At 28.2% G+C, this 12,505-nt stretch carries 16 protein-coding genes, 2 tRNA genes and 1 pseudogene; 12 read left to right on the forward strand and 7 right to left on the reverse strand.

The annotated features are described in order from the left end of the window. Both QPK35_RS08060 and QPK35_RS02685 read right to left on the reverse strand, forming a co-directional pair. Positions 1–159, reverse strand: a pseudogene (locus QPK35_RS08060) (tyrosine-type recombinase/integrase); the annotation flags it as partial. 760 nt (positions 160–919) lie between these two features. After that, positions 920–1,717, reverse strand: a complete 798-nt coding sequence (locus QPK35_RS02685) for a hypothetical protein (protein ID WP_290033931.1) — start codon at positions 1,715–1,717, stop codon at positions 920–922. Between QPK35_RS02685 and QPK35_RS02690 the strand changes: the two genes are divergently transcribed. Further along, complete coding sequence (locus QPK35_RS02690; protein ID WP_290033932.1) at positions 1,701–1,949, forward strand: hypothetical protein; 249 nt, start codon at positions 1,701–1,703, stop codon at positions 1,947–1,949. The two genes, QPK35_RS02685 and QPK35_RS02690, sit on opposite strands and share 17 nt — an antisense overlap. 146 nt (positions 1,950–2,095) lie before the next feature. Here the strand turns inward: QPK35_RS02690 and QPK35_RS02695 are convergent, their stop codons facing one another. Both QPK35_RS02695 and QPK35_RS02700 read right to left on the reverse strand, forming a co-directional pair. Further along, complete coding sequence (locus QPK35_RS02695) at positions 2,096–2,887, reverse strand: hypothetical protein (RefSeq protein ID WP_290033933.1); 792 nt, start codon at positions 2,885–2,887, stop codon at positions 2,096–2,098. Between the two features lie 503 nt (positions 2,888–3,390). Further along, positions 3,391–3,615 carry a hypothetical protein gene (locus QPK35_RS02700; protein WP_290033934.1) on the reverse strand — a complete coding sequence of 75 codons (225 nt, stop codon included), beginning with the start codon at positions 3,613–3,615 and terminating at the stop codon, positions 3,391–3,393. Positions 3,616–4,365: 750 nt separating this feature from the next. On the opposite strand from QPK35_RS02700, the gene QPK35_RS02705 reads away from it, so the two are divergent. The 4 genes from QPK35_RS02705 to QPK35_RS02720 all read left to right on the forward strand — a co-directional run bounded on the left by QPK35_RS02705 (position 4,366) and on the right by QPK35_RS02720 (position 7,324). Next, positions 4,366–4,671 carry a hypothetical protein gene (locus QPK35_RS02705; RefSeq protein WP_290033935.1) on the forward strand — a complete coding sequence of 102 codons (306 nt, stop codon included), beginning with the start codon at positions 4,366–4,368 and terminating at the stop codon, positions 4,669–4,671. Between the two features lie 342 nt (positions 4,672–5,013). Beyond that, entirely contained in the window at positions 5,014–5,265 is a 252-nt protein-coding gene (locus QPK35_RS02710) for a GlsB/YeaQ/YmgE family stress response membrane protein (RefSeq protein WP_290033936.1), read from the forward strand. Positions 5,266–5,596: 331 nt separating this feature from the next. Then, on the forward strand, positions 5,597–5,878 hold the full coding sequence (locus QPK35_RS02715; RefSeq protein WP_290033937.1) for a hypothetical protein: 282 nt from the start codon (positions 5,597–5,599) through the stop codon (positions 5,876–5,878). A gap of 51 nt (positions 5,879–5,929) precedes the next feature. After that, positions 5,930–7,324: an amino acid permease gene (locus QPK35_RS02720; RefSeq protein ID WP_290033938.1), complete on the forward strand. Its 1,395-nt coding sequence runs from the start codon at positions 5,930–5,932 to the stop codon at positions 7,322–7,324. Positions 7,325–7,415: 91 nt separating this feature from the next. On the opposite strand, the gene QPK35_RS02725 is transcribed toward QPK35_RS02720, so the two are convergent. Further along, entirely contained in the window at positions 7,416–7,799 is a 384-nt protein-coding gene (locus QPK35_RS02725) for a transporter (RefSeq protein ID WP_290033939.1), read from the reverse strand. 279 nt (positions 7,800–8,078) lie between these two features. Here QPK35_RS02725 and QPK35_RS02730 point away from each other — a divergent pair, with 279 nt between their 5' ends. Beyond that, the gene (locus QPK35_RS02730) at positions 8,079–8,171 is read left to right on the forward strand and encodes a type I toxin-antitoxin system Fst family toxin (RefSeq protein WP_290033940.1); all 93 of its coding nucleotides are present in this window, start codon (positions 8,079–8,081) and stop codon (positions 8,169–8,171) included. 263 nt (positions 8,172–8,434) lie between these two features. Here QPK35_RS02730 and QPK35_RS02735 read toward each other — a convergent pair. Continuing rightward, positions 8,435–8,522, reverse strand: a tRNA-Ser gene (locus QPK35_RS02735). Between the two features lie 76 nt (positions 8,523–8,598). Next, positions 8,599–8,690, reverse strand: a tRNA-Ser gene (locus tag QPK35_RS02740). Between the two features lie 164 nt (positions 8,691–8,854). On the opposite strand from QPK35_RS02740, the gene QPK35_RS02745 reads away from it, so the two are divergent. The 6 genes from QPK35_RS02745 (at position 8,855) to scpB (ending at position 12,498) form a co-directional block, all read left to right on the forward strand. Next, positions 8,855–9,319: a DUF4811 domain-containing protein gene (locus QPK35_RS02745; RefSeq protein ID WP_290033941.1), complete on the forward strand. Its 465-nt coding sequence runs from the start codon at positions 8,855–8,857 to the stop codon at positions 9,317–9,319. Positions 9,320–9,385: 66 nt separating this feature from the next. Continuing rightward, entirely contained in the window at positions 9,386–9,841 is a 456-nt protein-coding gene (locus tag QPK35_RS02750) for a DUF441 domain-containing protein (RefSeq protein WP_290033942.1), read from the forward strand. A gap of 15 nt (positions 9,842–9,856) precedes the next feature. Further along, positions 9,857–10,726 (forward strand): CvfB family protein, encoded by an 870-nt coding sequence (locus QPK35_RS02755; RefSeq protein ID WP_290033943.1) that lies wholly within the window; start codon positions 9,857–9,859, stop codon positions 10,724–10,726. A gap of 80 nt (positions 10,727–10,806) precedes the next feature. Further along, entirely contained in the window at positions 10,807–11,175 is a 369-nt protein-coding gene (locus tag QPK35_RS02760; RefSeq protein WP_290033944.1) for an N-acetyltransferase, read from the forward strand. Continuing rightward, positions 11,156–11,920: a segregation and condensation protein A gene (locus QPK35_RS02765; RefSeq protein WP_290033945.1), complete on the forward strand. Its 765-nt coding sequence runs from the start codon at positions 11,156–11,158 to the stop codon at positions 11,918–11,920. The genes QPK35_RS02760 and QPK35_RS02765 overlap by 20 nt, the downstream gene beginning before the upstream one ends. Continuing rightward, positions 11,920–12,498, forward strand: a complete 579-nt coding sequence (scpB, locus tag QPK35_RS02770; RefSeq protein WP_290033946.1) for an SMC-Scp complex subunit ScpB — start codon at positions 11,920–11,922, stop codon at positions 12,496–12,498. The genes QPK35_RS02765 and scpB overlap by 1 nt, the downstream gene beginning before the upstream one ends. Positions 12,499–12,505: the final 7 nt, after the last annotated feature.

Consider the following 12,505-nt stretch of genomic DNA (forward strand, 5'->3'; position numbering starts at 1 on the left):
TTATAATTCATCAAGCTTATCAACTAATTGTTGATGAGCTTTTTTTGTGACATGAAGATATATTTTTAGTAACAGACGAATTCTCATGACAGCTATTGGTACACCTAATTCCGTTAATTTAGAAATATGAGTATGGCGGAAAATATGTGTAGATAATGGCTATTGCATAGTGAGATAATTCGATATCACGTATTCTAGCAAGAGTTTTATAAGCAGTCTTATTCATATTTTCCACATGAAGATTTAATCTAATGTGCCAGTAATATGAACAATATAAATATTTTTGTACTTCTATATTATCATTGCAAGTGCTTCACTAATTGCATTCTAGTTTGATATAACTATTCAAAAAGGGAGGCATAACCATGTATAATCTAAGATTGCATTTAATTCATTTTCTTCTAAAAAATGCACGTAACTTCCCTAAAATTATCTGACAATACATATTTGAGCGTTTATCTTTATAAAGTAAATTTTCAATCATTTCAGTTATTAATGGTGATGAAATTTTAATGAGTAGGGTATCCATATGATATCTGACATTGGATGGTTCGAATGTAAGAAAAGGATGTACAGCAAGTAGAGTCTTTAACCTGTTATTTATATTCAATAGTCATTCAGAAATTACTTCTCCAAAACGTTTTCTCATTATACAGACTTTTTTAATCGTTCTTCTATTTTTTCAGTTAATGGATCAATATAACTTTCTCTAAACGTATATTTTCTATTTTTTCAAACATCCACATTTATTAAAACTTTTTATGTTATAACAGAAAAAGGGCATATTACTAGCCCTCTTATAATAATCTTTTATGAAATCACCATCATTCTCCCATTGTTAATATTGATGGTTGTATGTTCGATTAATGTGATAAATAATAACCCTCAAAAGAGAGCTAAACATAAAGTAATAATTAACTTAAGTTTCTTCATGTAAATTCGGATCGGAAACATTGAAGTTAAAGATAATTTTATTAAGTCTTTTATTAATATTTTTGTTTAAATTGGGATTATACCCCAAATCAAATTTTTCGTTAAAAGCAAGCAAAGTTTCATGAACTATTTGTCTTGTTAATCCCCAATTAATATATGTCGGAAAAACATCTTTATGATTGTTAAATCCACCAATCATGTTTTTAAATACCTCATCATCTTTGATGTCGCTATTAATAATTTTAAATGAAGAATCTCCATCTCTTAAGTTCTTATAAAACTTATTGATTTTAGAATCGACATGTGCTCCGCCGTCTTCATTAGCCATAAAACGTATGAGATTTTCTCTTGATAAATCAATAAAAGAATATCTAAGGAGTGGTTGTTTGAGCCAGTGATTAAATTTCATCTTATGATAATTCACATTAGGGTTAAATAACATAGTATCGAAGTATTTATTAGTCTTAGAATATTTAGGAAGACGTGTGAATACTAGTGCTCCATAATTTATACAATCGTGTTTTGTAAATTCAGGAGTGAAAGAAGGTAGTTCAATCTTTCTTGCAATTCCTAATTGATTTAAAATACAACTAGATGTGTAAAATAAGGTTCTAAGAGTTACGCTTGAACGATTAATCGCTGAAAATTCTCCATTATCATATCTCTCGGCATCACTTTTTAAATCGTTAAGTGCCCACAATAATCGATCTTGGAATTCTTTTCTTTTATTTTTTCGTAATTCTTTTTCTTTTAATTTAGGTGATATAATGACCACTCCTAACAATTACAATGTAATACCACATAGCTATTTGCATATGGTAGATAAATTAGACGATGATGTTTATTCTATTGGGAATGCATCGATGATATATGATCCAATAGAATTAACTTTGAAAGATATTACACATCTGATAAAAGGTGAAGCATTAATAGATTTATCAGATGGTGAATATATTAATGTATTTAAATTATCAAATAAAGCTAAAACAGAACTTTTAAAATTAAGTAGTCGATGAATATTGACTGTTTTTTATTTTAAAATCACCTTACCAATGCATTTAACATTTTTGGAAGGACAGATTTATAAGTGCTCCATCATATCATCACTTAAGACAAATTCATTATTTAAATCCACAAAATCACTCCTTTAACACTTATTTCATTAATTTTTTGTTCCATTTATATCATTGTTAGAATTATTTTGTTTATTAATTATTCTCATTAATATTATTCCAGTAATTTTGATTAAAATATAAATTAAAAAAAAGAAAAGAGATAATTCTAACGATAATAGTAGCCCTTTTTGAATTATACTAAAAAATTCAAATATTAATTTAGTAAAAGGAAGATTTTCCATTGTATCTTTTTTGAATAATTCCATATCGCTAAAATAAATATAATCTATAAACTTCTTAAATGGTTTAAACTTCCAATTACTGTTTATTAATTTCATGACAATAATACTGATGTTAGCAATAGCAAGATTAAATTTGTAAAGTTTTATATCATTATCCTTAAAATTGATATTTATTTTTAAAAGATCATAGTATTTTTTATTTAAAAGAATACTAGCTATAGCATATATACAAGATAAAATTGATAACAAAAATATAATATCTTTGTTTATTATAAATAAACCAAATTGAAAAGATAGTACAAACATAAAAAGAATTATTTTTAAATCATTTTTATTAAAAAAAAGATTTATAAAATACAATAAATTAAAAGATATAAGGGATATTAACGAAAAACAAAATATATCAAAATAATTGTTTAAATCAGCTATTAAAACTAAAAAGTATAACAAACTTAAAACCCCAAAATAAGAAAAATTTACAAGTTTTCGATGTTTATTTGCAAAAACTAAAGCTAAAATAGCTAAAAAAAAGTATATTATACCCCATACTCCAAAAATAAAAACATAGACAAAATCGTTAGCATTGGTTTTAGACAAAAAGAGTAAAATTAAAAAAAGTAAAATAGGACTAAGAATATTAAAAATTTTTCTGTAGCATTTAGTTTTTTTTTACTATTTATATAATTTTTAATCTGATACGAAAAATTCCTTTGTTTCAATTTTTTCATGATAAACTTCCTTTTTTCAGCTTTTACTGTCACAGTGATTGGACGTAGTGAATTAACTATTTTTCATACTTTTAATAACATTATCAAATAAATATCCTGGAACATTAATACTTGCATGAATGTAACAGAATTACCTTTATATCCCATATCTTTGAATATCGATAATAATTTAATTGCTTCTAAATTTGCTTCACGTTCCATTCGTTCTTGTGATGAATATGATGCATGATAACAATCATCATGATTTTAAATATGTGTAATTTCATAGGCAAGTTAAAAAGCAAGCTCATTTGGATTATACCAATTAGTATTTATTACAATTTTATCATATGTAGCTGAAATGCAGGGTAGAGTATTCTCATCTAATGACAACTAACCGACCTTAATGCCTAAATCATCAGTTTTTTGTTTTAAAATTGATAATGGATTCATATATAAACCGTCCTTTCTATTGTATAAATATGAATAAGAAGCGAATATCATTTGATAAAACGATTTATTTAACTGCTGAAGAAATACAAATAATTTTGGATGCACTTTATTGTTTCCTAATATTACTTCTTCTAATAAAACATATTGGATTAATTTATTGATCATTAAATCGTAATCTTTTTTTCCCCATTAAAGAATTAATAGTTTCGTTATTTTTGAAAAAAACAGGAGTATTAATCATAGTTTGATTGGATTTCTTTATTTTCATAAAAATAACAGCAATATTTTTGAAGTTATTCATATAAAATTTTTCATAAGGAGATAATTCAATTATACAGAAAGAAAATTTATAAGTATTGAGAATCAGGTAGAAAGGAAGAATTCAAAATGAAATTTTGCGAAGCAATTGAAGAAATTAAAAATGCAGGCGGATTATTGGAGTGAAGCACTTGGGGACGTACTGTGTGTGATAGATTTAAAAGAGCCAATGATTATGTTTGATGAAAATTGTGAACGAAGACTATAGACCACATGAATTAAAAGTAAGTAGCTCTCTAGATTATATTATAGATATGGATTGTGAAGTAAAAGAAGTATTCTCTCCAGAATGAAACACGCTATGGTTAGGAATTATTTAATTAGCAATAGAAGCAATTCAATCACTTCCATGATGTGTGGATATAAGAAAGCTTATTGGGGGCTCTATCTAATTTACATTTGTTCAATTCATTTTTACTTTTGATATGGATAAGAACTTGTAATTTTAAAATTAGAGCAATAAACAATGTGTTTATTGCTTTTTTTATAATATATTGGGCACTATGTTTGGAAAATGAATATTTTACAAACGAAAATATTTTTGTTAAAGTTTAAGTAAAGGTTAAGTGATTAACTTTTCCTTAAAGGGTGATGAAAATGTATATTATTGTAAATAATAAAAATAATAAGGTTTGTGCGGAGTGGAGTCATTTAAATCATAATGATATCCATATTTGTTGGAAAACTTATTACGAGATTGAGAGTGCAAATAGTTATAGATCAGATAACACACATGTAAAGAAATTTAATTCAAAGTATGATGCAGAGCAATTCGCATCAAATTATTTTGAAGATAATGATTTAGAGATTATTTCAACTAATTTAATTCAAAGAAATATCGATCAATTAATTGAAAAAATAAAATATGAATCTCACCATACACATATTCATCATATGTATTAATTAAAAAGAATAAATTTTTGTAGTAAGAGTTTTTTTAACATAGGGGATCTAAGTGTTATTAAGCTGTTATGAAGTAGTATCAACCGATACTACTTTTTATTTTGCAAAAAATTACTGAATATGAATAATTTAACTATTAATTTCAATGTTTTTCGCCAAGGATTCTTCTTGTTTTGCATTTATTATAATGAAAAATAACTTTTATTTTATCATTTGATAATTTCAAGGTGCTTAATCAGAATGAAATCATAATACTTTTTAAAACTTTTTTTAAAATAATCGTTAAAAACCTTATATTTAATTTGATAAACTTACTATTGCCCCATAAAAGGAGGAATAACTATGTTACATTTAATTTGGGTTATGATCGTAGGTGCAGTCATCGGTATTATCGCTGGCTGGATTACAAAACGTGGTGGTTCAATGAACTGGATCATCAATATTGTCGCAGGTCTTTTAGGATCTTACTTAGGAGAATCATTACTTGGTTCATGGGGATGGACAGTAGCAGGAATTGCAGTATTTCCTGCTATAATCGGTGCCGTAATCTTAGTTCTTGTAGCAAGTGCAATTATTGGTCTTATAAAGAAATAATTTTTTTAGTTACATGGGGTAAATGAAAAGATAGTATCTAACTATCTTTTTTTATTTTGAGTAAATTATATTTTCATGTATTTCTTAATAATTATGAAAAACATTATCTTTGCTATTATAGATGTATTAATGGACACATTTATGTAGATTATATATAATTTACGTAAGAGTACGAGCCATGTACTATTTGGCACTATAGAGAATAATGGATAGAGATTTTATGTTCTTCATCATATTTTCATAGAACTATAAATAGTGTTAAATTTTATTATTTATAGTTTTTTTATTTTGCAATTTTACATATTATATTAGTAAGAGAGGAGAGAACCTAATGAATAAAGAATATTCTTTGATTATCAGTAATGATGATATTGAATTTTTGAAAAGTGATTTCAGTGGAATTTACAGTTTATTAAGTCCACGTTTATCAAGTTATAGTAAAAATAGTCAAGTTGCTTATTTTGAAAATGAAAATGATTTTCAAGAATTATGGAATCGATTTTCATTTGAGATCAGTAATGCAGTTGATCAAAATGGCGAATTAAGTAGCTCAGGAAAGAGATTACAAAAGATTTGGAATGAGAAGAATCTTGAAAATAACGGTAAAATGTGATAATTTTAATATTATTATAATGCAAATATAATTTGATAGGAGTAAAGCGAAATGGAGCCGAAAAAAAGTGAAGTAAAACTTAAACGATCAATGTCTGCTGGTCAATTAGAAATGATTTCATTAGGTGGAGCAATCGGTGTTGGATTGTTCATGGGATCAAATTCAACGATTAAGTGGACAGGACCATCAGTTGTTTTAGCATATGCTCTTGTGGGGGTATTATTATATATCATCATGCGTGCATTAGGTGAAATGTTGTATATTAATCCAGGAACAGGATCATTTGCAAGTTTTGCAACTGAATATGTTCATCCAATGGCTGGATATATGGCAGAGTGGTCAAACGTAATCGAATATATCATAGTTGGTATGAGTGAAGTTGTTGCGGCAACTGAATATTTGAATTATTGGTGGCCTAATTTACCAGATTGGTCGGCAGGGCTAGTTGTTATCTTTTTCTTAACTGCTGCCAATTTATTATCAGCTAAAACATATGGTACATTGGAATTTTACTTTTCAATGATTAAAGTTGTAACAATTATCTTAATGATTATTCTTGGTTTATTGATTATCGTATTTGGAATTGGTCATCACGGTATTCCAATTGGTTTTTCAAACCTATGGAGTCATGGTGGATTCTTCCCAGGTGGCTTTAAAGGATTTATGTTCTCATTAGCTATTGTAGTTGGTTCATATCAAGGAATTGAATTATTAGGAATTTCAGCTGGAGAAGCTAAAGAACCACAAAAAGCAATTGTTAAATCAATTAAATCAGTAATCTTGAGAATTTTAATTTTCTATGTTGGTGCTATTTTTGTTATTGTAACTATTTACCCATGGGATAAATTAGGTTCAATTGGTTCTCCATTCGTAGAAACATTTGCTAAGATTGGAATTACAAGTGCTGCAGGAATTATTAACTTTGTTGTATTAACAGCTGCAATGTCTGGTGCAAACTCTGGAATTTACAGTTCAAGTCGAATGCTATTCAAATTAGCACACGAAGGTGATGCTCCTAAAGCATTAGGTAAGTTATCTAAACATATGGTACCTAATAGAGCTATTTTAGCAATTTCATTTGGTATTTTATTAGGATTTATTTTAAACACAGTCCTTGCTGCTTTAAATAAATCAACATCAAATTTATTCGTTATTATCTTTAGTTCTAGTGTTCTACCAGGAATGGTACCATGGTTTGTAATTTTATTAGCAGAATTACACTTTAGAAAAAATAATCCAGAAATTATGAAGGATCATCCATTTAAATTACCATTGTATCCATTATCAAATTACATTGCATTATTATCAATGTTTATCATTGTTGTATTTATGTTTATTAATCCAGATACAAGAGTTTCTGTTTCAGTTGGTGCAGTATTATTAATTGTTTTAATGATAGTTTATATAATGCGCCATGGATTATCTAAAGATCGAAAAGTTAAATAATAAAGAATATAAAAACCTCTATTATGAATTCATAATAGAGGTTTTTTAATGTAGTAAAAAAGCTCCCTAAAAAAAGGAGCTTATGTATTAATTATTGTTCTGCATTTGTATTAGTAGTATTTTTAGCAGCATGTTGTTGGAATAAAAAGACACATGAAATTATTAATAAAACAATTGCAGGAAAAGCAAGTAATGCTGTAAATCCAAAACAAACACTTCCAATAGTTCCTAAAATACCACCAGTCATTTTAATGCCATTCTTGTGAGATTGGTAAATACAAATTGCATTCAAAACAACTCCAACCCACGCCATGCCATAAAAGAATACTGCTGCACCATCAGTTGCTCCAGCTGTTGCACCCGCAGCATCAGAAAATGCAGTACCGAAAATGACAAACCATGAAATAGTGAATAATACACAATTGATAATATTAAAAATGGCTGTCCATGTATTAATTTTTAGTTTTTTAACCATAATTAATACCTCCTAAAAATAATTACTTAGCTTTTAACGTCATCAAGATTTGGACTCTATTAAATAAAATAATTTACATTTTAGATAAATATATTTTAATATTAATTCACATTTATATCAATAATTTTATTAAAATTTGAGTAGTGAATATTACATTATTAAAAAATAAATTGAAATAAAGTAACATGAAAGGAATATACGTCGAAGAATAGGTGATAATTTTAATCCAATTTAAATTTGAGATAAAATAGAATTATCCTTCTTGAGAAAGGAGGGTAGATGTTGGAACTTTTATTTACACTCGTTGTTGCACCAATCATTGTTAATTGTGTCACTGAACTATTCAAAGAATGGCTTAAACATAGGAGATGATGATTGAGTAACAGCAAAATAAAAAGGCTTCTTTGGTTAGATGCTGGAACCATTTAACCATTGAAGTCTTTTTAATGTTGAAACTTTTATTTACGACTTAATTATAACATAAAAAATATGTCCCGCAACTTGATTGAATTAGCTATATAGCATTTTCGGGCATAAAGAATATGAGGATGATATATACAATATATAAATTCATAATATAATAAAACACCGTAAAATCAAAGATTCACGGTGCTTAATAAAGGAATGTTTTATAAAGGAAAGTACAGGATTTGAACCTGCGCGCCGGTTATTGCCGGTTCGGCGGATTTCGAGTCCGCTGCATTACCACTCTGCCAACTTTCCATCGCTTTAATTATAACAGTTTTAATAAAATAGATAAAAAGATCCGTAATGGACGGATCTTTTCAATCTATTAGAAAGGAGGATGAGAGATTCGAACTCTCGCGCCGAGTTGCCCCGACCTGACGGTTTTCAAGACCGTTCCCTTCAGCCAGACTTGGGTAATCCTCCATATGTATTAACAACACTTTAACAGTATATAAAGAATATAAGTATATGTCAAGATTTTTTTACGGATTTAAAAAATAGAAGAAATTTTGTTAAAAAAGGAAAATGTTTTTACTATTAAAGTTATAATAGTATCCGAGTTGATAATATATTGAAGGAGATATAAAATGATCATTTTAATAATTGGCATTTTAAGTGCGGTTATTTATTTAGCCCTTAATTTATTTATGAAACCTTCTAAATGGAGAATATGGTTTGGCTGGATTGCTATGGTAATCTGTGCATTATCTTTAATTTTGTCTATGTTAAATTGGAATGAACATTTAGGAATGGTTCAAGTCGATCAAATTCAAAATACTCAATTAGTTCCTCTAAATAGTAAAAATAAAATTGCTATTAGCAGAGAAAAAATTAAATACAGAACTAAGAAGGGTGTAATTAAAACTAAGATTAATAAACATGCTATAAAAATCGTTGAAGACTCAAAAGATGCATATATGATTACTACAACAGCTACTTGGAAATTTAAAAATTCATTTTTAGAATTCCTATTTAAAATGCCCAATTATAACTATACACGAATTATAAAACAGGAATTTTATTTACCTGAAGATTGGGCAATCAAAAAATAATTTTGAAAAAATGATTAAAATTCGTTAAAATAGTGAATATTATGTATACTGAAAGAGGAATTTATAATGGAAAGCTGGCTTTTTTTATTTTTAATTTTAGCAGTAGCGATGTTTGGTAAAAACACCTCATTAATTGTTGCAACAGTTGTTGTAATGCTACTAAAATTACTTCCATTTGCTAGTAAATTTATGGAAACTGTACATGATAAAGGAATCAACTGGGGAGTAACAATAATTTCTATTTCAATTTTAATACCAATTGCAACAGGAGAAATTTCGATTCATGATTTAGTAAATATTGTAAAGTCACCAGCTGGTTGGATTGCAATTGGATGTGGAATTTTAGTTGCCATTTTATCTAAGTGGGGTGTTGATCAATTATCAATTTCACCACAAGTTACGGTTGCGCTTGTTTTTGGTACAATTTTAGGTGTTGTACTATTTAAAGGAATCGCAGCAGGTCCGGTAATTGCAAGTGGTATTACTTATGTTATTGTTACATTACTGCATTTAAGTTTTTAGAAATAGGTGGATAAATTGTTACAAGATATTTTAGCTCATAATATAACTGCAACAGTTACAGATGAGAATGAAAATTATATTTTTGCTCAGTTTGAAGGATTAACCTTTAAATTAGCAAAGAATGAATTAATTAAACTACCAAAAATGGGTTCAAAGATTACAGGATGGGCCTATGAAAATGAAAAACATGATCTTCAATTAACTAAAAATCCACCTAAGAGTGGAATTGATAAATATGCATGGGGAACAGTAGTTAAAGTTCAACGTAATTTAGGTGTTTTTGTTGATGTAGGTTTACCTAATAAAGATTTCGTTGTCTCAATGGATGACATGCCTGCATTACCTGAATTATGGCCAAATAAAGGCGACCGTTTATTAATTGCTCTTACAGTTGACTCACAAGGACGTGTATGGGGTAAACTTGCAACGGATGAGATGATTGAAGGTGTGAGTGACAAAGCTGATAGTAGAATGAAAAACAAAGATGTTACAGCAACGGTCTATCAAGTAAAATTAAACGGAACTCATGTTATTACATCCGATTATAAATTAGGTTACATTCATCCCTCAGAACGTGATCAAGAACCACGTTTAGGTGAAGTTGTACATGCACGCGTAATTGGAATAAATAAGAATAATGAATTAAATTTATCTCTTAAACCAAGAGCTTTTGAAGCAATTAGTGATGATGCTCAAATGATTTTAGCAGCATTACAACATTCACCAAGTAAAACATTACCTTTTACAGATAAGTCAAGTCCAGATGAAATCAAAACTTATTTTGGAATTAGTAAAGGTGCATTTAAACGCGCAATTGGACATTTGATGAAAGCTGGTTTAGTTCATCAATCAGAAGGCACTCTTTACCTAAATGAAATCAATTAGCTTTACATTGTCAAGTTAATGTTATACATTACTTGAATAATTATTGGTATAAGAGGAAAGTGTAGTAGGAGACTTTTTAAATGTTAGTTAAATATAAAAACGACTATCAAAAAATTGCAATGGGATTATTATCTTTTATCCCTGACTTGAAAGAAATTTCAAGATTAGAAGCAGAAATCAAATGGTATCAAGAAGACGAAAGTCGAGTATTATATCTATGGAAAGATGAGAATAAAGACTTTACAGGAATTGTAGGAGTTGAAATCAGTGATGATATTGTAATGTTACGTCAAATTGCTTTATCACCATCTGCAAGAGATCAAGATGTTTGTTTTGATATTTTAGATGCACTAAATAGTACATATCCAGATCATAAAATGATGGGTAACATGGATATTGCTCCTATGATTACTAAATGGGAACAAAGAAATGAAAAGAAACGAAACTAATCAAGTAGAAGATGGCCTTACTTTTAAGTTCGAAAAGTTTGAGGGACCATTAGATTTATTACTTCATTTGATTCGTCAAAATGAAATGGATATTTATGATATTCCAATGGCCCAACTTACTAGTCAGTATATGAATTATTTGCATGAAATGCAAACTCTTCAACTAGATGTTGCAGGAGAATATCTTGTAATGGCCTCAATGTTATTAAATATTAAGAGTAAAATGTTATTACCAACTGAACAGGTAGAAAATGAAGAAATAGTAGAAGAATTTGAAGATCCGCGTGAGGAACTGGTTCAACAACTTTTACTTCATGAAACATTTCAAAATGCTAGCCAACAGTTACAAATTTTGGAAACTCAGCGGCAGCAACATTATTCACGTGAACAAGCAGAAATTCCTGATGATGCTAAAATTGGTCGTTTGTCAGATGAACAAATGTCAGTAGAATTGTTACAAAATGCATTTCAAAGGATGCTTATACATAAGAAGATTGTAAAACCAATTAGTCGGAAAGTTAATGTGGAAAAATATTCTATTAAAGATGAAATTTCACGAATTAAAAATAAACTAATGAAGGTTAATCATCCAATTGAATTTAACAGTTTATTTGGTGAACAAGTTGAAGCGGAAGAATTAGTAACGACATTCTTAGCTTTATTGGAATTAATTAAACGTGGAGAAACATTAGTTACTCAACCTATTGAGTTAGGACCAATTACTTTAGAAAGAGGAGTTCATTAATGTTATCTAATCAAGCTAAAATTGAAAGCTTAATTTTTGTGAGTGGTAGTGAAGGAATTACAGTCACTGAGATTTCTCATTTAACAGGTTTACTTAAACCAGCAGTTTTAGAACAGGTTAAATTACTTTCTGAAAAGTATCAAAAAGATAGTAATTGTAGTTTTGAACTTTTACAAGCAGGAGAAACCTTAAAACTAGCCACTAAAAAGAAATTTTCAAAATTAGTTAAAGATTATTTTGAAACTCCAACAACTACATCACTTTCACAAGCAGCAATTGAAACATTATCAATTATTGCATATAAACAACCAATAACTCGGGTTGATATCGAAGAAATTCGTGGAGTTAAAGTAAGTAATATGATTCAAAAATTACTTACTTTAGGATTAATTAAAGAAAGTGGAAGATTAGATGTTCCAGGTAGACCAATTCTTTATGCAACTACTGAAGAATTTCTTGATCACTTTGGATTGCAATCATTAAAAGATCTTCCACCTCTTAATCAAGAAGAAAACGAAAATGAAGAATCAAGTGATGACTTAATGGAATTATTTGAAAAAACAATAAAAGAAGAATAAGAGGCGA

The sequence above is a fragment of the Ligilactobacillus cholophilus genome (assembly GCF_030389495.1).
Taxonomy (GTDB): Bacteria; Bacillota; Bacilli; order Lactobacillales; family Lactobacillaceae; genus Ligilactobacillus; species Ligilactobacillus cholophilus.

Bases quoted from the DNA above. Each gene is read 5' to 3' on its own strand.
- QPK35_RS02690 (WP_290033932.1), top strand. From the start codon at position 1,701: ATGACCACTCCTAACAATTACAATGTAATACCACATAGCTATTTGCAT.
- QPK35_RS02700 (WP_290033934.1), bottom strand. From the start codon at position 3,615: ATGATCAATAAATTAATCCAATATGTTTTATTAGAAGAAGTAATATTA.
- QPK35_RS02705 (WP_290033935.1), top strand. From the start codon at position 4,366: ATGTATATTATTGTAAATAATAAAAATAATAAGGTTTGTGCGGAGTGG.
- QPK35_RS02710 (WP_290033936.1), top strand. From the start codon at position 5,014: ATGTTACATTTAATTTGGGTTATGATCGTAGGTGCAGTCATCGGTATT.
- QPK35_RS02715 (WP_290033937.1), top strand. From the start codon at position 5,597: ATGAATAAAGAATATTCTTTGATTATCAGTAATGATGATATTGAATTT.
- QPK35_RS02720 (WP_290033938.1), top strand. From the start codon at position 5,930: ATGGAGCCGAAAAAAAGTGAAGTAAAACTTAAACGATCAATGTCTGCT.
- QPK35_RS02725 (WP_290033939.1), bottom strand. From the start codon at position 7,799: ATGGTTAAAAAACTAAAAATTAATACATGGACAGCCATTTTTAATATT.
- QPK35_RS02730 (WP_290033940.1), top strand. From the start codon at position 8,079: ATGTTGGAACTTTTATTTACACTCGTTGTTGCACCAATCATTGTTAAT.
- QPK35_RS02745 (WP_290033941.1), top strand. From the start codon at position 8,855: ATGATCATTTTAATAATTGGCATTTTAAGTGCGGTTATTTATTTAGCC.
- QPK35_RS02750 (WP_290033942.1), top strand. From the start codon at position 9,386: ATGGAAAGCTGGCTTTTTTTATTTTTAATTTTAGCAGTAGCGATGTTT.
- QPK35_RS02760 (WP_290033944.1), top strand. From the start codon at position 10,807: ATGTTAGTTAAATATAAAAACGACTATCAAAAAATTGCAATGGGATTA.
- QPK35_RS02765 (WP_290033945.1), top strand. From the start codon at position 11,156: ATGAAAAGAAACGAAACTAATCAAGTAGAAGATGGCCTTACTTTTAAG.
- scpB (WP_290033946.1), top strand. From the start codon at position 11,920: ATGTTATCTAATCAAGCTAAAATTGAAAGCTTAATTTTTGTGAGTGGT.